Annotated in this window: 17 protein-coding genes and 1 pseudogene; 11 read left to right on the top strand and 7 right to left on the bottom strand. The window is 68.8% G+C overall.

The genetic code is table 11. The annotated features are described in order from the left end of the window. Positions 1–12: 12 nt before the first annotated feature. Together NC4_RS42835 and NC4_RS44720 are read right to left on the bottom strand one after the other, a co-directional pair. Positions 13–366 (bottom strand): hypothetical protein, encoded by a 354-nt coding sequence (locus tag NC4_RS42835; protein WP_067540198.1) that lies wholly within the window; start codon positions 364–366, stop codon positions 13–15. 442 nt (positions 367–808) lie between these two features. Further along, positions 809–1,060: pseudogene (locus NC4_RS44720) on the bottom strand (FHA domain-containing protein); the annotation flags it as partial. A 126-nt stretch (positions 1,061–1,186) separates the two neighbouring features. Here NC4_RS44720 and NC4_RS19180 point away from each other — a divergent pair. Both NC4_RS19180 and NC4_RS19175 read left to right on the top strand, forming a co-directional pair. After that, positions 1,187–3,370, top strand: coding sequence for a serine/threonine-protein kinase (locus NC4_RS19180; protein WP_067540195.1), 2,184 nt, complete (start codon positions 1,187–1,189; stop codon positions 3,368–3,370). 66 nt (positions 3,371–3,436) lie between these two features. After that, positions 3,437–3,733 (top strand): hypothetical protein, encoded by a 297-nt coding sequence (locus NC4_RS19175; protein ID WP_067540193.1) that lies wholly within the window; start codon positions 3,437–3,439, stop codon positions 3,731–3,733. An 18-nt stretch (positions 3,734–3,751) separates the two neighbouring features. Here the strand turns inward: NC4_RS19175 and NC4_RS19170 are convergent, their stop codons facing one another. Both NC4_RS19170 and NC4_RS19165 read right to left on the bottom strand, forming a co-directional pair. Then, the gene (locus tag NC4_RS19170) at positions 3,752–4,930 is read right to left on the bottom strand and encodes an NAD(P)/FAD-dependent oxidoreductase (protein ID WP_067540190.1); all 1,179 of its coding nucleotides are present in this window, start codon (positions 4,928–4,930) and stop codon (positions 3,752–3,754) included. Between the two features lie 80 nt (positions 4,931–5,010). After that, positions 5,011–5,952, bottom strand: a complete 942-nt coding sequence (locus NC4_RS19165; protein ID WP_067540990.1) for an RNA polymerase sigma-70 factor — start codon at positions 5,950–5,952, stop codon at positions 5,011–5,013. Positions 5,953–6,137: 185 nt separating this feature from the next. Between NC4_RS19165 and NC4_RS19160 the strand changes: the two genes are divergently transcribed. From NC4_RS19160 to NC4_RS19125, 9 genes are all read left to right on the top strand, one after another. After that, the gene (locus NC4_RS19160) at positions 6,138–6,722 is read left to right on the top strand and encodes an ATP-binding cassette domain-containing protein (RefSeq protein WP_067540187.1); all 585 of its coding nucleotides are present in this window, start codon (positions 6,138–6,140) and stop codon (positions 6,720–6,722) included. Positions 6,723–6,781: 59 nt separating this feature from the next. Further along, positions 6,782–7,195, top strand: coding sequence for an MTB12 C-terminal domain-containing protein (locus NC4_RS19155; protein WP_067540184.1), 414 nt, complete (start codon positions 6,782–6,784; stop codon positions 7,193–7,195). Positions 7,196–7,402: 207 nt separating this feature from the next. After that, positions 7,403–8,077, top strand: coding sequence for a hypothetical protein (locus NC4_RS19150; protein WP_218021222.1), 675 nt, complete (start codon positions 7,403–7,405; stop codon positions 8,075–8,077). After that, positions 8,074–8,493, top strand: a complete 420-nt coding sequence (locus tag NC4_RS19145; RefSeq protein ID WP_067540179.1) for a hypothetical protein — start codon at positions 8,074–8,076, stop codon at positions 8,491–8,493. The genes NC4_RS19150 and NC4_RS19145 overlap by 4 nt, the downstream gene beginning before the upstream one ends. Next, the gene (locus NC4_RS19140; RefSeq protein WP_067540176.1) at positions 8,480–8,956 is read left to right on the top strand and encodes an ImmA/IrrE family metallo-endopeptidase; all 477 of its coding nucleotides are present in this window, start codon (positions 8,480–8,482) and stop codon (positions 8,954–8,956) included. The genes NC4_RS19145 and NC4_RS19140 overlap by 14 nt, the downstream gene beginning before the upstream one ends. Further along, positions 8,956–10,086, top strand: coding sequence for an MAB_1171c family putative transporter (locus NC4_RS19135; RefSeq protein WP_067540173.1), 1,131 nt, complete (start codon positions 8,956–8,958; stop codon positions 10,084–10,086). The genes NC4_RS19140 and NC4_RS19135 overlap by 1 nt, the downstream gene beginning before the upstream one ends. Beyond that, positions 10,044–11,360 (top strand): cytochrome P450, encoded by a 1,317-nt coding sequence (locus NC4_RS19130; RefSeq protein WP_157554886.1) that lies wholly within the window; start codon positions 10,044–10,046, stop codon positions 11,358–11,360. Before NC4_RS19135 ends, NC4_RS19130 begins: the two co-directional genes overlap by 43 nt. A gap of 226 nt (positions 11,361–11,586) precedes the next feature. Further along, positions 11,587–12,522, top strand: a complete 936-nt coding sequence (locus tag NC4_RS45145) for an ATP-binding protein (protein ID WP_439957536.1) — start codon at positions 11,587–11,589, stop codon at positions 12,520–12,522. A 30-nt stretch (positions 12,523–12,552) separates the two neighbouring features. Further along, on the top strand, positions 12,553–17,061 hold the full coding sequence (locus NC4_RS19125; RefSeq protein ID WP_439957535.1) for a carboxyl transferase domain-containing protein: 4,509 nt from the start codon (positions 12,553–12,555) through the stop codon (positions 17,059–17,061). A 15-nt stretch (positions 17,062–17,076) separates the two neighbouring features. Here the strand turns inward: NC4_RS19125 and NC4_RS19120 are convergent, their stop codons facing one another. The 3 genes from NC4_RS19120 to pruA form a co-directional block, all read right to left on the bottom strand. After that, positions 17,077–18,513, bottom strand: coding sequence for an amino acid permease (locus NC4_RS19120; RefSeq protein ID WP_067540167.1), 1,437 nt, complete (start codon positions 18,511–18,513; stop codon positions 17,077–17,079). A 68-nt stretch (positions 18,514–18,581) separates the two neighbouring features. Further along, a complete protein-coding gene (locus NC4_RS19115; protein ID WP_067540164.1) occupies positions 18,582–19,541 on the bottom strand; it encodes a proline dehydrogenase family protein in 960 nt (319 codons plus the stop codon). Further along, positions 19,538–21,190 (bottom strand): L-glutamate gamma-semialdehyde dehydrogenase, encoded by a 1,653-nt coding sequence (gene pruA / locus NC4_RS19110; RefSeq protein WP_067540161.1) that lies wholly within the window; start codon positions 21,188–21,190, stop codon positions 19,538–19,540. The genes NC4_RS19115 and pruA overlap by 4 nt, the downstream gene beginning before the upstream one ends. Between the last annotated feature and the right edge of the window lie 120 nt (positions 21,191–21,310).

Here is a 21,310-nt window from a genome sequence, read left to right as displayed (position 1 = left end):
GTTCCCCCTCGTTCACCATTGATAACTCCACACCGTGTAATCGCCCACTGTCGCCCCGAAGCCACAGAATGCGGTCGAGTACGTGCCTTCGCCCACGCGGACGTGGTTGCCGAAGGCGGCGGTGGAATTCGATGCCTGCCCCCAGAGATTGCACGTAATTCGGGTGTAGTAATGGGTGGCGCCGTCGTTACGCGAGCACCAGGCGCGCGTTCCGAAGACCGTGACGGTCGCGTCGGTCTTGCGCACCGATTCGTAGCGGCAGTTGCCCGGAGCTGCCTGTGCCTCGGTGCCGGTGCCGAGAATGCCCGCACCGGCCAGCACGGCGGCGGCGATCCAAATCGAGGATCGGCGAAGCTTTGTGGTCATTCCTCAATGGTCGGGATTCGGGGTGACCGGGGCATCGGCCGGGTGCGTTGCGCACGCACCCTCGAGGGGTGAGAACAATCAACCCATCGCACGATGCGGAGCGGGGGCGCGCCGTGCTCAGGGCGGCGGGTCGTCCGGGGTGACCAGATCCGACTGGAGCGCGTGTTCGGCCAGCAGGAATCGCTTCCGATGGTCGGGAGCTCCGGTGATGCCGAAGCGGGTGAACAGATCGCACAGATGGGTCTTGACCGTCGATTCGGACAGCGAGCTCGATCGCGATCTGCCGGTTGGAGGCGGGCACCGGATCGGGGCGGCCGTCGCGGAACGGCCGGGTCAGCGCCGCCAGGATCCGCGCCTGCGCGCGGGTGACCGCGAACTCGGGCCGATTGCCGCCCGGTTGCACGGTATCGGACAGCCAGGTCTCGCCGCGCTGCCGGAAGACGAACGAGATCGCGCCGATAGTGATCCGGTCGTCGTCGTGGAGCCGGTGCTGCCCGCACAGCCGTTTACCGTTCACGAAAGTTCCGTTGCGAGACAAACGATTGTCCTCGACCGTCCAATAACCACCGATACACCGAATGACTGCGTGCACCGCGGACACCGACTGGTCCCAATTCAGCGCGATATCCGTGGCGTCGGCGCGCCCGATGACAATCAGCGGCTCCTGTTCGGAAAGCGCCAGTCTGCACCGCATTCCCCGATTGTCGTGGTAATACAGCTCGCAATTGTCCACCACTCGAAGTCATACGAGCACGGGGAACATCGGGTTCTCACGGGGTTATCATTTTCCGGAGGGATCGGAGAAGGACCGCACGAACCAATGGACCAAGATCTCACCACCGCGGTCACCCGCTTCGCCGAGGCATGGGAAAAGGCGGACGCACCACCGGATCTCGCCGCCTATCTTCCGATTTCGCCCGATCTCCGGCGGATCTGCCTGATCGAACTGATCAAGGTGGACCTGCACTATCGATGGCGGCGCGGCGCGGCGCCCAAACGCCTTGCCGGATATCTCGCGGACTTCCCGGAACTCGTCGCCGAACCGCTGCCGCCGGACCTGCTCTACGAGGAGTTCCACTGCGTCCGGGCCTACGGCGCCGCCACCGACCCGACCCGGGTATCGGGCGACGCCGAGGACGTCGCGGACAGCTATCGCAGCACCCTCATCGTCCCGCCGCGGGCTCACCACGAGCTCGCGGCCATCGACGTCGGTGACCGCATCGACGACTTAGACCTCTTGCTCGGACTCGGCAGCGGCGCCTTCGGCCGGGTCTACCTGGCCCGGCAGCGTTCCATGGAACGCCTTGTCGCGCTGAAGATCTCCTACAATCACGGCCGCGAACCGCAGTTGCTGGCGCAACTGGACCAGCAGTTCATCGTGCGGGTCTTCGACCAGCGCCTGCTCGCCAATCGCGACCTGAAGCTCATGTACATGGAGTACGTGCCCGGGGGAACCCTGCGGGATCTGTCGCATCGGGTGGCCGCGACCCCGCCGGAGCAGCGCAGCGGCCGGACCCTGATCGGCAGTGTGGACGAGCACCTGGGCGAGCGGGGCGTGCGCCCGGGCGAGTCGGGCACCCGCGATCGGATCGCGGCGCTGTCGTGGCCGGAGACCGTCGCCTGGCTCGGACGCCGCCTCGCCGAGGCGCTCGAGCACGCGGCCCGGCACGGCGTCCTGCACCGGGATATCAAGCCCGCCAATGTCTTGCTGACCGCCGAGGGGATCCCCAAGCTGGCCGATTTCAATATCGGGTTCAGCGATCACGTCCCCGGCACTGGACCGGCCGCGTATTTCGGCGGGTCGCTGGCCTACATGTCACCCGAACAGCTGGCGGCCTGCCATCCGTATCTGCCGGAGCGGGCCGAGGATCTCGACGAGCGCAGCGACCTGTACGCGCTCGGAGTCCTGTTGTGGGAGCTGCTGACCGGGCGCAGGCCCTTCGACGACGAAGCGAACGCGGGCATCTCGGCCGCATCGGTGGATCGCATGCTGACGGTGCGCCGCCACGGCGTCGGGCCGGAACGGCTGGCCGATCTCCCGGCGGACTGCCCGGCGACGCTGCGCCGGGTGCTTTTGACCTGTCTCGCACCGGATCCGGGCGGACGCTGGGCCTCCGGCGCCGAACTCGCCCAGCAGCTGGAGGTGTGCCTGGACGCGCGCGCCCGGGATCTGGTCGACCCGCCCAGTCATAGCTGGCGGGCGCGGCTGGATCTGCGGCCGATCCCCGTCGCCACATTCGCCGTGATCGCCGCGCAGCTGTGCGCCGTGCTGTATCTGCTCGGCCACAATGTGACCCTGCTGAACGTGCACATTCCGGCGGAGGGGAAACCCGCGTACTGGACGACGTCGGCGATCGTCGCCATCGCGCTCCACCTCGGTTGCGGCGCAGCGATTCTCGTCGCCTGCCGGTATGTGCTCACTGTGCCGTGGGGTATACGGAAGGGCAGACGGTACGACGCGGCGACCCTGGCCCGCGCGCGGGCCGACACCCTGGCCTGCGGGCGGCGCATCGGGTGGATCATGGTGGCGGGCTGGGAGATTGCGCTCGCCCTGCTCGGGAGCGCGATTCTGGTCATGGCCGATCCGCCGGTCGGGGTGTTCGTTAATCTGGTCGGATCCCATTTCATGACCGGTGTGATCGCGGCGACCGCCCCGTTCTTCCTGATCACCTTTCATGTCGTGCGCTGGTACTACCCCGCACTGCTGCTGTACGGGACCAGGACCGCCGCCGATGCCGAGCAGCTGCGCCGGTTGGCGCGGCGCTGTGAACGCGTGCTGGCCATGGCGGCCTGGGTGCCTTTGGTGACCATCGGGGTCGGATTGGTATTCCTGGATCCGATCGATCTGCATTCGATCGCCGGATCGGTGGTGTGGTTGTGCGCCGGTTCGGTAGCGGCCTTCGCACTCGCATTCACCCTGTTCCGGGCCATTCGGGCAGATCTGGCCGCGCTCACCCGCGTCGTCAATGCGGCTGTACTCGACCAACCGGTCGCCGGGGATTGACCTTCGCCGACCGCCTTGGTGAGGTGAGGGGCGACGGTGTAGCAGACGGATGAGGGGATCACGGCTATGAGCGATGGCTTGCGGTTTGTTTCGACCACCGGCGAACTCGACGAGCTTCCGCTCATGTCGGTGATCATGGCGGCCAAGCCGTCCCGGTCGGTCTTCCAGAAATGGATCGACCGGCAAGGCGGGACGCCCACCTGGGTGCGCACCATGAGCGATGACCGCTACACCTCCGAGGAGCTGGCGGTCGGGCCGTTCCCACTATCCGCGCCGCAGCGATTCCGGTTCGTGGTGCTCTACGACCCGACGGTGCACGGTCATCCGAACGAATGGGAGAGCGAGCTCTCCGCCGCCGAATGACTGCGGCCCCATCGCCTCTCACACGGTGACATTCGCCGGGTTCGCCGTCACGATGCGGCGACGGCGGCTCGGCAGCATGAAGGTCGGGTGCTTGACGGCCCAGACCGTCGACGCGCAGATGACTTCCTTGATGCGCGCACCCATGCGGCCCGTGGTCACCTTGTCCGTGGGCTGATCCTCGGGGGTCACATGCTGGATGACGGCATCGCGGCGACCGAGGCTGATGCACTGCTTGGCGTAGCCGATCGGGGCATCGGGAACCTTGCGGCCGGTCAGGCGCGCGGCGAGCGCATCGGCGCCCTGCCAGGCCATGGGCATCGCCGTGGCGCAGCCCATCCGGAGCGGCTTACCGCCCACCCCGATGACGGCGGCGGCATCGCCGACGGCGTACACATCCGGGTGCGAGACCGAGCGCAGCGTGGCGTCGACGACGATCTGCCCGGCTCCGGTCACCTCCAGCGTGGTGGCGGCCGCGATCGGGTGCACCGCGAAACCCGCTGTCCAGACGGTCAAATCGGCCGGAATCACGCCGTCCCCGGTGACCGCCCCGTTCGCTTCGACGCGGGTGATGTCGGTCCGTTCGTGAACGGTGATGCCGAATCGGTCGAAGGCCGCGCGCAGGTAGCGCTGGGCCTTCTCGTCCAGCCAGTCGCCGATACCGCCGCGGGCGGCGATCGCGACGTCGAGATCCGGGCGCGCCTCGGCGATCTCCGCGGACACCTCGAGGCCGGTCAGACCGCCGCCCACGATCAGCACCCGCGCGCCCGCGGCCAGCTCGCCCAGCCGAGCGCGCACCCGCATCGCGGCGGCCTTGCTCGCGACATTGTGGGCGTACTCGACGACACCGGGGACGCCGAAATCGGCGATGGTGCTGCCGAGGGCGTACACGAGGGAGTCGTAGCCCAGGGTCTCGGCGCCGTTCTCGCCCGTGAGATCGACGGTCTTGCCCTCCGCGTCCACCGCGGCGACCCGGGCGATCCGGACCTGCACGCCGGTGCCCGCGTAGATCTCACGCAACGGCCGCTGCGGCAGATCCTGTCCGCTCGCGAGCTGATGCATGCGCACCCGCTCCACGAAGTCGGGATCGGCGTTCACGAGGGTGATCTCGACGTCGTCGCGGTGCAGCCGCTTGGCGAGGCGGCCCGCGGTGACGGCTCCGGCGTACCCGGCTCCGAGGACGACGATGCGGTGCTTCATGGCTTGCTCCTATCGGGTTGGACTCACCTCCTGAACCGGATAGGTGCGCGAACCCTGACAGGACCGGGCTGTGAGGTGGGTCACCACCCCGCGTGGTAGGGGTGCTGGGGCCCGGCGGCCGCCCACTGGCGGTTGATGTGAGCCAGCTTGTCCGGGTTGACCTGGATATGGAGAGCCGCGATGCCGTCGGCCGTCGCCTGGATGCAGAAGACGCCGTACACCTGACCGTCGAGCTCGAGCAGCACGGCGGGCCCGCCATTGACCTCGACGGCGTACAGGCTCGGGACGCCCTCGATCAGTGCCTGTTTGGCGGTATTCGGATGGAACAGGTTGTGCAGGTAGCGGGCGACCCGGGCGACGCCCAGGACCGGGGTCCTGCGGGCATGCACCTTGCCGCCGCCGTCGGCGATGCTGACCGCGTTGTCGGTGAGCAGCCGGACCAGGGGCTGGGTATCGCCGCTGAGGGCCGCGGCCAGAAACTCCTCGACGATCTTGCGCGCGGCCTCCGCGTCGATGGTCGTGCGGGCGCGCTCGGCGCCGACATGCTGTTTGGCGCGCCGGTAGATCTGCTGGCAGTTCGCCTCGGTGAGATCGAGGATCTCCGCCACCTCGCGATGCGAGTATCCGAATGCCTCGCGCAGCACGTACACCGCCCGCTCATTGGGCGAGAGCCGCTCCATGACGGTGAGCACGGCCATGGACACCGACTCCCGCTGCTCCATGGTGTCGGCGGGTCCGAGCATTCGGTCACCGGTCAGCAGTGGCTCCGGAAGCCATTGCCCCACATAGGTTTCGCGCCGGGCCCGCGCCGAGGTGAGCTGGTTGAGGCAGAGATTGGTGAGCACCTTGGTCAGCCATGCCTCGGGCGTCTCGATGAGCTCCCGGTCCGCCGCATGCCACCGCAGGTACGTGTCCTGCACCGCGTCCTCGGCATCGCTCGCCGACCCCAGCAACCGGTAGGCGATCGCCTCCAGGCGGCCCCGGGCGCTCTCGAACAGATCGGCTTCGTACGTACTGAGCATGCGCCCATGGTCGGCCACGGATACGGGCCGCGTCCACTCGCCCCCGATGCCGGTGCGGTGCACCGGGTCGGCACGCTGGCGACGCAGGAGCGGATTCGCCGGTGGCGTCGTGCTGGTGAGCCATGACCGGGCGCTGCTGTCCGATGTGGCCGAGACCATTATCGATCTCGCCTTCCCGGCCCGGGGTGACCCTGGTCCGCGTCGAGGAAGCGACGGTGGCGCAGCGTTTGCGCGAGCCGGTGGCGCTGGCCGTGGACTCCGGTGACCGGTTGGTGATCACCGGCGCCAATGGCGCGGGCAAGTCGACGCTGCTCGATGTGCTCACCGGGACACTGGAACCCACGACCGGGCACGTGCGCCGGGCGCGCCGGGCGCGAATTCGGTTGTTGCGGCAGGAATCCGCGCGACAGCCGCAGCGCCGGGCGCGAGATGCGTACTCCGCGTTCACTTCCGGTCTGGTTTCGGCGGGCGTGCTCGCCGAGAACGAGGTGGTGAAACTGCCCGAGCTCGGGCTGCTCTCGCGGGAGGATGCGGGCAAACGCCTGGGCGAGCTGTCCATGGGGCAGCAGCGCCGGTTGGATCTGGCGTGCGCGCTGGCCGCGCGCCCGCATCTGCTGTTGCTGGACGAGCCGACCAACCATCTGTCCATCGCCTTGGTGGACGAGCTCACCGAGGCTGTGCGGGCGACCGCGGCGGCGGTGGTGGTGGCCACCCGCGATCGGCAGTTGCGGCGCGATATCCGGCAGTGGCCGAGCGTGCACCTAGGTTGACCGGCCGCGGACCTCGTGCAATATGCTTAGGCTTACCTACATAAGAGGAGTTTCACCCCATGATTCGTTCACTCGTCGCGGCCTCCCTGGCGACCGCCGCTCTGCTGTCCCCGGTTGCCGCCGTCGTCGTGGTCAACGCCCCCGCCGCCGTCGCCGCACCGGCCGCGCCGAGCCCGGGTGAACTGCAGGGCAAGCTGCAGGCCGCGCTCAATGGCTCCGCCGCCGAGCTCGAGTCCGGCGATGCCGCCTCCATTGCCGTGGTCGGTCAGACCATCAACCGCATTCCCGGGTACAGCTGGGATGTCTCGGGTCCGGTCACCGTGGACGGGGATGTCCTGTCCGCCACCTTGAACAGCCGCCTCGGCTCGTACTCCTTCCCGATCCCGTTGACCTGGAAGAACGTCGGCGGCACCTTGAAGCTCTCGCAGGAGAGCCAGGACACGCTGGTGAGCTACGCCAATATGGCGTGGTGACGAGCCGGAACGCACGGAACAAGCCGGGGTAGCGCGCCGAGCTCTCCCCTCCTCAACCAGATCGGTGCGCCGCCCCGGCTCATGGGCCTGAGCCTAGGCCAGGCCCTGCCGCGCGGCAAGAAAAATCGGTAGAAAACGTGAAAAAGCCGTTGCGCGAGGGGAGTAGCCTGCTGGAGGTCGAATCCTTCGGGGCGCAGGGGAAAATTGGTGCACATGCAACCGGAGTACGCCACGTTCCTCGCGGCGTGTGTGCGGGAGCGGCGGCGGGAGCTCAATGTCAGTTTCGACGACGTGATCGCGGCAGGCGGGCCGACGCGGCGCACGCTGGTGCGGGTGGAGGCCGCGACCCTGGGCCCCGCGCCCAAACCGGTCACCTTCCGCCGCCTGGACCAGGCATTGTCCTGGCAGGACGGCAGCGCCGCGCGGGCGTACTGGCGCGGCGAGAAGCCGCGCGCCCGGCTCGCGCAACCCCCGCTGGATCCGGGCACCGCGGTGGTGGCGGTCCCGGCCGGATTGGCCTTGGAGCTGTTCAACACTCAGATCGAGGTCAACGAGGCCCTGACCGGGGAGCGGGTCGACGAGCCCTGCCTGCGCGCCGCGTTGGATCGGCTCAATGCGGGCCTCGGCTGCCTGCTCGGCCTGTACCTGACCGACCTGCTGGAACGGAACTGGCATCCGGACGCCGCATCGCCGCCCTTGCTGGAGCAGGCGTTCGGCGAACTGCTGAGCGGTCCGGTGTCCGAGGACGATCCGGATTACGAGGGCAAGCTGTACCGGCGCTGGCTGATCGGCCGTGCACCCGACATTCCGGACGCATTGGCAGGTAGATTCACCGGCAGGCTCGCGCGGGCGCGCCGGGATGCAGGAGATGGCTCGGAATGAATGTCGTTGCGGATCGAGTCAACCGGCTGTGCGGGTTCCTCGGACGCTCCGATGACGACACCGAGCAGAACGCGGAGATCGCGGATGCGGCGAGCCGGATACTCGGGCGCGCTGTCGCCGCCGCCGAGATCGCGGCGGTCCGGTCCGGGAGCGGTGATCCGCACCGGGAACTATTGTGCGCGATCGCCGTGCACTTCGATATGGACCCCCGCTATCTGCTCGATCCCGAGGCGGAGGAGATGCGGGTCCTCGATCAGAAGCTCGGCATTCTCGAAACCGCGCGCACGCTCGGCATCAAGCTCGGCGCGGTGCACTTCCGCGGCGGCAATCTCAATACCGACACCGTGGAATTGCTCATCGAGACCATCCGGGCCGCGCGCGCCACGGCACCGGGCGGTTCGCATGGCAAGCCCTGATCCCGTCGCGGTCCTGGTCGCCGAACTCGCCATCCCCGAACCGTGGAATCTCACGCGGTTCGTCGACGAGCTGGCCGCGCACCGCGGCAAACCCATTGTGCTGACCGGACTCCCGGGCCTGCGGGTCGCCGGATTCCCCTGCGGCCTGCTCGCCGACAGCGACGATATGACCCTCATCGTCTACGAGGAGCGGTCCTCGCGGTACATGGTCGAGCACACGGTGCTGCACGAGATCGGCCATCTGCTGCTGGGGCACGAGGGCGAGCGCATCCACGAGGCGCTGGGCGAATACCTCGGCGGTTTCGTCGGGCCGGACTCCGTGGCCCGCATGGGGAATATGCTGGCGCGCGGCGCTTTCGACACCGGTAAGGAGATCGAGGCGGAGAGTTTCGCCAATCTCATCATGCCCGCCACCCGGCGGCGGCCGTTCGCGCCGTTGCGCAACAGCTTCGGGCGGCGCTGATGCTGCCGCCGCACTCGTCGCTGCCGGAGGCGTTCGCCTGGCCGCTGTGGGCCCTGACCGCGACGGTGACCGCGCTGCGATTGCGTTGGTGCGCCGACACCTTCGCCAACCGGCAGATCAATGTGGCGCTGGTGGGTTCGACCATCGCCTGGCTGCTGCTCATCGAATCGGCCCAGCATCGGCTCGGGCCCCTGCATCCACTGCTCAGCCCCGCGCGGCAGTACCAGCTCGCCAATGCCCTGATGATCGTTGTCATGGCGGCGGCGTATCTCATGATTTCGCATACCCGCCAGCGCAATCCACCGGCGCCGCTGCCGGTCTACACCGCGGCGGTGCTGCTGGGGCTGGGCTATCTGATCCTGGGCGATGTCGTGGTCGACGGGGGCGGGATCGTGCTGCAGTACCCGGGCTGGCAGGCCGCGCCCATGACGGTGTTCTTCGTGGTGTTCCCGTACGCGTGCGCGGTACTCATCGTCGCCGCCTGCATTCAGGAGCTGCGCGCACGGCCACCGCTCGGGGCGCGGCTGTTCTACGGCTTGTTCCTGGCCATCTTCACCGGGCTCATCGGCAGTCTCAGCTTCGGGCTGACCACCTCGCTGATCCTCGCGACCGGGCGGGTCAACGGGTTCACCGAATATGCCGCGCACACCGACCGCATGGCCTTCGTGGTCGACATCATCGCCTTCACGCCGCTGGCCGCCATTCCTCTGGCGCTGCGCGCCGTCGACGCGGTGCGCGGTGATCCGACCGCGCGGGCCATTACCGACCTGACGCCGTTGTGGGCGGACCTCACCCGGGTCTGTCCCGAGGTGGTGCAGCCCCGCCCGGACCACGCCGACGCCACCTATCGCCTGCACCGCATGGTGATCGAGATCAACGACGCCGTGCTCGCGCTGTCGCCGTACGTACCCTCCGGCACGCGGCACGGTGGTCCGGGCGCGACCGCGCCGCTGCTCGCGGCCGCCGCCGCGGCGAAACTGGCCGGTGCGCCACCGGACTCGGCCGCGCCCGGCCTCGATCTGCCCGGCGGCGAAGACCTGCAGACCGAAACCCGAATCCTGTCCGCGCTCGCTAAGGAGTGGTCGACATGCCGACCGTCCCTCATCCACCCTGGCGCGTCCCGCTCGTAGGCGACGCGCTCTCCCTCTCCGCCACTACGCCCGCGCAGAGCATTGCCGAACATGCCGCCGCGGGCCTGGGGGAGGTGTTCGAGGTGCGGGTGCTGCGCTATCCCCGCATGCTGGTGGTGAATTCGGCCGCGCTGGCCGAGCCGATTCTCGACGATGCCGCCTACACCAAGGTCAATGGCCCGGCCTTCCGGCGCCTGGCGCCGCTGGCCCCCACGGGCCTGTTGTTCACGGCCACCGAGGATCCGCAGTGGCAGCTCGCGCACGGCGTGCTGCAACCGGCCTTCGGCCGCGCCGCCATGCGCGAGTATCACGCGGCCATGAATCCCGTCATCCCCGCGCACCTGCGGCGATGGGCGGGGGCGGGGCAACCGGTGAATGTCACCGACCGCACCCAGGATCTGGCCTACGACATCATTACCCGGGCGGGATTCGGGGCCGAGCTGACCCGCGCGCAGCGCCGGGAGTTCATCGACGGGATGTTCGCGCTCATTCGAGCCACCAACCGGGGCAAGGTCATTCCGTTCCTGGACGCCATGCTCGGGATCAATCCGGTTCCGCCGCAAGCGGGTGCGCTGCGCGCGCATGTCGAGCGCATTGCCGACGCCACGGGCGCGCCGGGCCCGATTCTGCGGGCGCTCACCGCCTCCGATGCCGGGCTCACCCGGAGGCAGATCGTCGATCAGGCGCTGGTGCTGCTCATCGCGGGGCACGAGACGACCGCCGGGACGGTGGCATTCGCGCTCTACGAACTCGCGCGCCATCCGGAGGTCGCGGAGCGGGCGCGGGCCGAGATCGCGGCCCTGGGGAAGGAACCGGCGCGGCTCGACTACGAGGATGTCGTGCAGTTGCGCTATCTGCGTGCCGTCATCGACGAAACCCTGCGCCTGCATCCGGTGGCCCCGGCCTTCATCCGCAGCCCCCGCGGCGTGACGCGTATCGGCGCGCATCGCGTGACACCGGACGGCTGGGTGTATCTGAATCTGCTCGCCATCCATCGTGATCCGGCCGTGTGGGAGCGGCCCGGCGCCTTCGATCCGGATCGGTTCGCGGGCGGCCCGGCCCCGATCACCTACAAGCCCTTCGGCACCGGCGCGCGGGCCTGTATCGGCCGCGCCCTGGCCCTGCACGAGGCCGTCCTCACCGTCGCGCATCTCGTGCACGGCTACGAACTCGGCGCACCCGTCGCACCACTCGATATCGAGGAGTTCCCGACCCTCAAACCGCGCAATCTCACCCTGGACATCGCGGCGCGGGAGTTCTCGGCACGGGAGTGACGATCCGCGGTGAATTGAAAATTCTCACAACGGCTTCGGGATTTCCTCTCGTTGCTGGTCACGCTTGGATATCGGGGCGCAACAGGGTCCGGCTAGGGGTTTACCGAGCGGGTAGGGGTTGGCGGGCTGATCGCGGGAATGATATTTCTCGGTTGCCGCGGCGGCGTCGCCGGTCGGATCTCTTTCTGTCGAACTCGACGAAATCCCGCTCTTTGGAGGAGTCTCCATGTTCACGCGTATCGCTATTGTCAATCGCGGTGAAGCCGCGCGACGGCTGATTCATGCGGTACGCGAGTTCAATGCCGAGCATCGGGATCGGGAACCGTTGCGGACCATTGCCTTTTACACCGAGGGGGAGCGGCACGCCGGATTCGTGCGGGAGGCCGACGAGAGTTATTGCCTCGGAACGGCTTCCGCACGGCCGTATCTCGATCTGGCGGTGCTGGAAGGCGCGCTGACGGCGACCGCGGCCGAAGCCGCCTGGCCCGGTTGGGGATTCGTGGCCGAGGAGCCCGCGTTCGCGGAACTGTGCGAACGCCTCGGGGTGACCTTCATCGGGCCGAGCGCCACGGCCATGCGGGCGCTCGGCGACAAGATCGGCGCGAAACTGCTGGCCGAGGCGGCGCAGGTGCCGGTGGCGGCGTGGAGTCGCGGACCGGTGGAAACCCTGGAGCGGGCCTTGGACGTGGCCGCGCAGGTGGGTTATCCGCTCATGCTCAAGGCGACCGCGGGTGGCGGCGGGCGCGGCATTCGCATCGTGACCACGCCCGAGGAGTTGCGCGAGGCCTACGCGCGCACCGGGGAGGAGGCGGCGCGGGCATTCGGCAATCCGACGGTATTCCTGGAGCGCCTGGTCACCGGGGCCCGCCATATCGAGGTGCAGGTGATCGCGGACGCGCACGGCGGGGCCTGGGCGCTGGGCGTGCGCGACTGCACCGTGCAGCGGCGCAATCAGAAGATCATCGAGGAATCGGCGTCGCCGCTGCTGGACAGTGATCAGATCGCGCAGTTGAAGGAATCGGCCGAACGCCTCGTCGCCAAGGTCGGCTACTGCGGGGCGGCGACCGTGGAGTTCCTGTACCAGCCGCAGGAGCGGCTGTTCGCCTTCCTCGAGGTCAACACCCGCTTGCAGGTCGAACATCCCGTCACCGAGGTGACCTGAGGAATCGACCTGGTCAAGGCGCAATTGGAGGTGGCGGCGGGGCTGGCGCTGACCGGCGAGCGGCCGATCGAGCGCGGGCACGCGGTGGAGGCGCGGCTCAATGCCGAGGATCCCGACCGCGACTTCGCGCCCGCGCCGGGGCGGATCGAATTGCTGCGCTGGCCCGCCGGACCTGGCATTCGCATCGATACCGGGATCGTCGAGGGCGATGAGATCCCACCGGATTTCGACTCCATGATCGCGAAGATCATTGCCTACGGCCGGGATCGCAGCGAGGCGCTGGCGCGGCTGCGGCGCGCGGTGGCCGAGACCACCGTCGTCATCGAGGGCGGCGCGACCAATAAGAGCCTGTTCATGTCGCTGCTGGACGCACCCGAGGTGGTGGACGCGACCGCGGATACCGCCTGGGTCGACCGGGCGCGGGCGGCGGGCGAGCTCATGGCGCCGCACCACACCGGGATCGCGCTGGCCGCGGCCGCCATCGCCAGTTACGAGGACGACGAGGCCGCGCGCCGAATCCGATTGTGGGAGAACGGACGCGGCGGGCGGCCGCAACTGCTGGACGAGCCGGTGCGCGCGGTCGAGGTGAAGCTGGCCGGGCGCGGTCATCGCGTGACCGCGGAGCGGGTCGGGCCCACCCGGTTCCGCATCGGCATCGACGGGGATGCGCGCTTCGAGGCGGATTTCCTGCGCCGCGACCGGTATTCGAGCCGGTTGGCGGTGGGGGAGCACACCTATCGGATCGTCACCGCCACGCACGGCATCGTGCAGGTGGTGGAGGTGGACGGCGTCACGCACCGGGTCAGCCGCGACGAGGGCGGCGCGGTGCGCGCACCGGCCCCGGCGCTGGTGGTGGCTACGCCCGTCGCGGCGGGATCCGAAATCGCGGCGGGCGCACCGGTATTGGTGCTGGAGAGCATGAAGATGGAGACCGTCGTCCCCGCGCCCTTCGACGCCCGCGTGCGGTCGCTGCTGGTCTCGGTGGGCAGTCAGGTCGCCACCGGAACCCTGCTGGCCCAGCTGGAACCGCTGGGTGAGGCGGGGGAGACCGTATCGGCCGAGCCCGTCGATCTGTTGCTGCCGGAACTCGGCGAACCGGCGGTGACCGGCCGCGAGGGGGCGGCATTGAACGAGATCACCTGGACCGTACTGGGTTTCGATCGCTCGACGGTTCCGGCCGCGGCATTGACGCAGTACCTGCGGGATCGCGCCGGGTCGGTCGCCGAGCTCGGTGACCGGCACGCCGCCGAGGCGGAGATCCTCGAAGCCTTCTGCGATATCGCCGAACTGTGCGATATCCGGCCCGAGGGCGGGTCGCACCGCAGTCGGCGCGAACAGCTGCACATCTACCTGCAGAGCCTGGATCTGAACCGCGGCGCGCTGTCGGCCGGTTTCCGGCAGGCGCTGACCGGCGCGCTGCACCGCTACAGCGTCGACGGATTCACCCGCACGCCCGAACTCGAGCAGGCCGTCTACCGGATCGTGCTGGCCACCAAGCACTTCGACACCCATCTGCACACCGTGCAGGAACTGCTGAAGGTGTGGCTCGGTGATCCCCTCCCGGCGGGCGACGGCGTACGCGCCACCCTCGAACGGCTGATCACCGTGCTGGGCGGGCGGGCGCCGCTTGGCGCGGATCTGGCGCGCAGCGTCGTCTCCCGCTGGTACCTGCACCCGGAGGCCGAGGCCGCGCGCACCGCCCTGCTGGCGGCGGCCGCCGACGAATTGCGGGCGCTGGGCGGCCTGCCCGCTTCCCGGGAGCGCGCGGACCGGCTGGCCGCACTGGCCGAGGTGCCGGAAACCCTCGACGGGATCGTGCTGGCGCGTTTGCGGCAGCAGGGTTTCGTGCCCGATCAGCCGCTGCTGGAGGTGCTGTGCCGCCGCCGCTACGGCGAGCAGCAGCTCGGTTCGGTGCGCACCCTGGCGGTTGGCGGGCGGGTCTTCGCGACCTGCGACTATCAGCTCGAACTGCGGCCGCACCACACGGTGCCGACCGTGTGCGTCGCCGGTATCGGGCGGGTGGACGATCTGCGCCAGGGCGAGGACAGCTCACTGGTGGCCGGGGTGAACGCCATTCTGGCCGCGTCCCCGGCCGATCATGTGCCGGTGGTCGATCTGCTGCTGGCCTGGCCCGACGGTCCCGCCTCGGTGCCGGAGCGGGCCGAGGAGCTGCTGACGGCCCTGCGGCACACCGCGATCGCGCAGCAGGCGCGGCGCATCACCGTGGCGGTGCCCCCGGCCGAGGACGGGCCGGTGGAGCACTACACCTTCCGCCGCCGCTCCGGAGAGCTGTTGGAGGACAGCGTGATTCGCGGCGTGCACCCGCTCATCGCGCGGCGGCTGCACCTGTGGCGGTTGCGGGAATTCCACCTGCACCGGCTGCCCGCGCCCGCCGACGCCATGCTGTATCGCGTCGAGGCCAAGCAGAACGCGTCCGATCAGCGCCTGGTCGCGCTGGCGCAGGTGCGGCGCTTCGAGCCGGTGCGCGACGAGACCGGGGCGATCGTCGCGGTGCCCGCCGCGGAGACCATGCTGGAACGCTGCGCCGAGATGATCGCGCGGGCGCGCCGCGAACTGGACCCGGCGGGGATCGGGCTGGAACCCAATTCGATCTGGCTCGATGTGCGCCCCGTCGTCGAGGCCGATGCCGACTCGCTGGCGCAGTGGTTGCGCACGGCCGCACCGCATATCGTGCGCGCGGGCATCGGTGAGATCGTGGTGCACGGCCACGTGCGCCGCGCCGACGGTTCCAGCGAACTGCGTATGGCGCGGCTGCGCCATGCCCGCGACGGCGGCACCGAGGTGACCGTCGGCGCGCCGCCGGAACAGCCGCTGCCGCCGCTGGACGACTACCACCGCAAGGTCCTGCGCACCCGTCGTCGCGGCGCGGTGTACCCCTATGAGCTGATCGACCTGCTGACCGGGCCCGACGGCGCGTTCACCGAGCTCGATCTGCACGAGGGCGAACTGCGCGAGGTGGATCGGCCGCGCGGGCTCAATCGGGCCGGGATCGTGGTCGGCGCGGTGTGCACGCCCACCGCGCTGCATCCGGCGGGCATCCGGCGGATCGTGCTGCTCGGCGACCCGCTCGCCGCGCTCGGCGCGGTGTCCGAACCCGAATGCGCCCGCATCGTGGCCGCACTGGATCTCGCTGAACAGCAAGGGATTCCGGTCGAATGGTTCGCCCTCTCGGCGGGCGCGCGCATTGCCATGGACTCCGGGACCGAGAACATGGACTGGGTCGCGCGGGCGCTGCGGCGCATCGTGCGCTTCACCCAGGACGGCGGCGAGATCAATATCGTGGTGGCGGGCATCAATGTGGGCGCGCAACCGTATTGGAACGCCGAGGCCACCATGCTCATGCACACCAAGGGCATTCTGGTCATGACACCCGCCTCGGCCATGGTGCTCACCGGCAAGCAGTCCCTCGATTTCTCCGGCGGCGTCTCCGCCGAGGACAACTTCGGCATCGGCGGCTACGCCCGCGTCATGGGACCCAATGGCCAGGCCCAGTACTTCGCGCCGAATCTGGCTGCCGCCCAGGACATCCTGATGGAGCACTACGCTCACACCTACGTAGCCGCCGGGGAATCCGGGCCGCGCCGCGCCCCCACCGCCGACCCGATCGACCGCGACGTCACCGTCTACCCGCACGCCCACCCCGACAGCGAGTTCACCACCGTCGGCGCCATCTTCTCCCCGGTCGAGAACCCGGATTGCAAGAAGCCCTTCGCGATCCGCGCCGTCCTGCGCGCCGTCTCCGACCAGGACCACCCGCTCCTGGAACGCTGGGCCGATATGGCCGAAGCCGAAACCGCCGTGGTCGCCGACGCCCGCATAGACGGCCACCCCGTCTGCCTCGTCGGCATCGAATCCCGCCCCGTGCCCCGCCACGGCTTCCCGCCTGCCGACGGCCCCGAATCCTTCACCGGCGGAAACCTTTTCCCGCTCTCCTCGAAAAAGGTCGCCCGCGCCATCAATGCCGCCAGCGGTAACCGCCCCCTGGTGGTCCTGGCCAACCTCTCCGGCTTCGACGGTTCCCCCGAGTCCATGCGCCGCATCCAACTCGAATACGGCGCCGAGATAGGCCGGGCCATAGTAAATTTCGACGGCCCCATCGTCTTCACCGTCATCTCCCGCTACCACGGCGGCGCCTTCGTCGTCTTCTCCAAGGCGCTCAACCCGGCCATGACCGTCCTGGCCGTCGAGGGTTCCTATGCCTCCGTGATCGGCGGCGCCCCCGCTGCCGCGGTGGTCTTCGCCCGCACGGTCGGCTCCCGTACCGCCGCCGACTCCCGCATCCGCACCCTCGAGGACCGCATCGCCGTCACCGACACCCCAGAAAAGCGTGCCGAACTCGCCACCGAACTGGCCGACTTGCGCACCCAGGTCCGCGCCGAGCACCTCTCGGCCCTGGCCACCGAATTCGACACCATCCACAGCATCCAGCGCGCCGTGGCAGTGGGCTCGGTCGATGCCGTCATCCCCGCCACCGACCTCCGCCCCCGCATCGCCGCGGCCATCCGGCCGCGGCTCTGACGGGGGCGTGCGGACCTAGGAGGACTTGGAAAGCCCTGCGGCGGTAGGGCTTTCCAGCTTGGAGTGGGTGCGGGAGTACAGGAAGTACACGATCAGACCCGCGACCAGCCAGGCGGCGAAGCGGACCCAGGTCTCCCAGGGCAGCGACCAGATCAGGTAGATCGAGAAGCCGATGCCGATGAGCGGAATGACCGGCATGAAGGGGAGTTTGAATTCGCGCGGTTCGTCGGGGCGGGTGCGGCGCAGGACGATGACCGCGACCGAGACGACGATGAAGGCCATCAGGATGCCGATATTGGTGAGTTCGGCGACCACGCTGATATCGAGCAGGCCCGCCATGGCCGCCGAGCCGATGCCGACGATCCAGGTGACGCGGGTCGGAACCTTGCGGGTGGGATGGGTTTTGGCGAACCATTCCGGCAGCAGGCCGTCGCGGCTCATGGCGAACCAGACGCGGGTGACGCCGAGCATGAAGGTCAGCACCACGGTGACGATGCCGACGATCGCTCCGACCGCGATGATGTTCGCGATGCCGGGCATGCCGACGGATTCGAAGGCGGTGGAGAAGCCGCTGGTGGGGCTGATCTCGGTGTATTTCTGCATACCGGTCAGGACCAGGGTGGCCAGCACGTACAGCACCATGGCGATGGCGAGGGAGTACAGGATCGCCTTGGGTAGGTGCTTCTTGCCGTCGACGGATTCCTCGGCGGCGGTGCTCATGGCGTCGTAGCCGAAGACCGCGAAGAAGACCGTGGCCGCGCCGGTCCACACCGCGCCCGCGCCGAACGGGAAGTACGGGGTGTAGTTGGAGCTGTCGATGTGGAAGACGCCGAGGACGATGATCAGGACCACCAGGGCGACCTTGATGGCCACCGTGACCGTCTCGAAGCGGCCGACGCTGCGAATGCCGCGGGAGAGCACGAAGGCGGTGCCGAGGCAGAACAGTATGGCGAACACGTCCACGACGTGACCGTCACCGGTGCCGGAGGCGCCCATCATCCAATTGGGCAGGTCGATGTTCACCTGCTCCAACAGGAATCGGAAGTAGCCCGAGACGCCGATGGCGACCACCGCCGCGACCGCGATGTATTCCAGCAGCAGATCCCAGCCGATAAACCACCCCGCCAGCTCACCGAGGGAGACATAGCCGTAGGTGTATGCCGAACCCGCTTTCGGGACCATGCCCGCGAATTCGGCATAACACAGCGCGGCCGCGGCGCTGGCGACACCGGCGATGAGGAAGGAGATCAGCACCGAGGGCCCGGTGACGGAATGCGCGACCGATCCGGCGAGGGTGAAGATGCCCGCGCCGATAATGCCGCCGACGCCGATCGCCGTGAGCTGCCAGAGCCCGAGGTGCCGGGCCAGCCGCTCATCGGCGGGCGTGTCCTCCTCGACTTCCCGGAGGGGTTTGCGGCGCAACATCTGAGTGCGCAATTCCGCGAGGGCCATATGCGGATGTTCCTTTCTCTACTGCGATGCCCGATGGTGCATAACGCAGGTCACACTATGTGCTGGAGTCAGCGCCGATTGCCAGGGGTCAGCGAGCGCAGGAAGAATGCCAGGTTGGCGGGCCGTTCGGCGAGTCTGCGCATGAAGTAGCCGTACCACTGGTCGCCGTAGGGCAGATACACCCGCAGGCGGTGGCCCGCGCCCACCAGCCGCAGCTGTTCGGGCTCCCGAATGCCGTGCAGCATCTGGAACTCGAAATCCTCGCTGCCGCGGTAGCATTCGGTGGCGTACCGCTGCGCGGCCGCGATCATGGCCGGATCGTGGGTGGCCACCATCGGATAACCCTGGCCGTCCATGAGGATGCGCAGGCAGCGCAGATACGACAGGTCCACATCCGTCTTGCTTTGATAGGCCACGCTCGCGGGCTCCCGATAGGCGCCCTTGCACAACCGGATTCGCGAACCCGGTCCGGCCAGCGCCCGGCAGTCATCCGCGGTGCGCCGCAGATACGCCTGCAAGACCGTGCCCAGGTCGGGGAACTCCGCCCGCAGTTCCCGCACGATGCCCAGGGTGGAGTCGGTGGTGGTGTGATCCTCGGCGTCGATGGTCACCGCCACGCCCACGGCCGTTGCGGCGGAGCAGATTTCATGGGCGTGTGCGAGCGCGATGGCATGCCCGTCACGCGGCAGGGATTGGCCCAGCGCCGACAGCTTGAGCGAAACCTCCAGCGGCCGAGCGGTTCCGGCGGCGGACAGCTCCGCCAGCGCGGGCAGCAGGGACAGATAATGCGCCACAGTGGTCCGTGCCTGCTCGATCTCGGTGGTGTCCTCGCCGAGATAGTCGATGGAGATGAATCGACCGGAGCCGAGCAGGTTTTCGGCCGCCGTGATGGCGTCCAGCTCGGAGGTGCCCGCGACGAATCGATCCACCAGCTTCTTTGTGGCGAGCATACGGCTGATGGTGCGCTCCAGGCGCGGGGAGCGGGAGGCGGCCAGCATGGCGGGCCGCAGCAGTCCGGCGGTTGTCATCGGTTCTCCAGATCGGTGGCCTGATGCGGGTACAGGTGCTCGGTCGGCGGCACGAAGGTCTCCTTGATGGTGCGAGCGGAGGTCCACCGCAGCAGGTTCTGCGCCGAGCCCGCCTTGTCATTGGTGCCCGAGGCGCGCCCGCCGCCGAAGGGCTGCTGGCCGACCACCGCACCGGTGGGCTTGTCGTTGATGTAGAAATTGCCCGCCGCGAAGGTGAGCCGCTCGGTGGCCCGCGCGACCGCGGTCCGGTCGTCGGCGATGATCGATCCGGTGAGCCCGTAGGCCGAGCCCTCGTCGATGTATTCCATGGCGGTCTCGAAGGATCCGGCCACCGCGTCGTCGTAGACGTGCACGCTCAGGATGGGCCCGAAGTACTCGGTGCGGAACGCCTCGTCGGCGGGATCCTCGCCGAGCAGGATGGTCGGATCGACGAAGTATCCGACGCTGTCGTCGACGCTGCCGCCCGCGGCGATGGTGAGACCGGGGGTGGCCTTGGCGCGTGCGATGGCTTCGGCATTGCGCTCGAAGGCGTGCCGATCGATCACGGCCCCAACGAAATTCGTGAAATCGCTGACATCGCCGTAGCGCAGCGCCGCGGTCTTGTCGATCAGATCGTCACCCATGCGCGCCCACACCGACTTCGGGATGAACGCCCGCGAGGCCGCCGAGCACTTCTGGCCCTGATAGTCGAACGCGCCGCGCAGCAGCGCCGTGGTCAGCACCTCCGGATCCGCCGACGGGTGGGCGAGCACGAAATCCTTGCCGCCGGTCTCGCCGACGAGTCGCGGATAGGTCCGGTAATCGGCCAGATTGGCCGCCACCGCCCGCCACAGGTGCTGAAAGGTCTTGGTGGAACCGGTGAAATGCACCCCCGCGAGCCGCCGATCGGCCAGCACCACATCCGACACCTTGGGCCCGGCGCCATTGACCAGGTTGATCACACCGGGCGGCAGCCCCGCCGCCTCCAGCAGTTTCATGGTCCAGTACGCCGCGACCGATTGCGTCAGTGCGGGTTTCCAGATCACCGTATTGCCCATGAGCGCGGGCGCGGTGGGCAGATTGCCCGCGATGGCGGTGAAGTTGAACGGCGTGACGGCGTAGACGAACCCCTCGAGCGACCGGTATTCCAGGCGATTCCACACGCCCGGCGTCGAGATGGGCTGCTCGGCCAGGATCTGCCGCGCGAAATGCACATTGAACCGCCAGAAGTCGACCAGCTCGCAGGGCGCGTCGATCTCGGCCTGGTACGCGGTCTTGGACTGCCCGAGCATGGTTGCGGCGGCAATGGTTTCGCGCCACGGCCCGGCCAGCAGATCCGCGGCGCGCAGGAAGATGGCGGCGCGGTCCTCGAAGGACAGCGCCCGCCAGCCGGGCGCCGCCGCGGCGGCGGCCTCGACCGCGTCCTGGACATCGGCCGGTCCCGCCGCGGTGACGGTGCCCAGGGTCGCGGCGTGCCGGTGCGGCTGGACGACCTCGATGACCGATCCGTTCGTGCGGCGATACTGGCCGCCGATGACGTTGTGCACCTCGGTGGGCGTGGCGGCGAGTTCGGCCAGCTTCGCCTGCAGCCGGGCCCGTTCGGGGCTGCCGGGGGCGAAGGTTCCGACCGGTTCGTTGACCGGGGTGGGCGTGGTCGCGATGGCGTCCATGACGACTCCTTGTTCGATAGCGCGTTCGGGTCTGTGCGCTGGGACACATTCCGGTGACCGCGAGTCAACTACGCAAACCGCTCCCGAGATTGAGCCGAATGGACAAGGATTGGACCGATT

Source organism: Nocardia crassostreae (assembly GCF_001613405.1).
Taxonomy (GTDB): domain Bacteria; phylum Actinomycetota; class Actinomycetes; order Mycobacteriales; family Mycobacteriaceae; genus Nocardia; species Nocardia crassostreae.
This window is presented reverse-complemented; position numbering and strand designations above follow the sequence as displayed.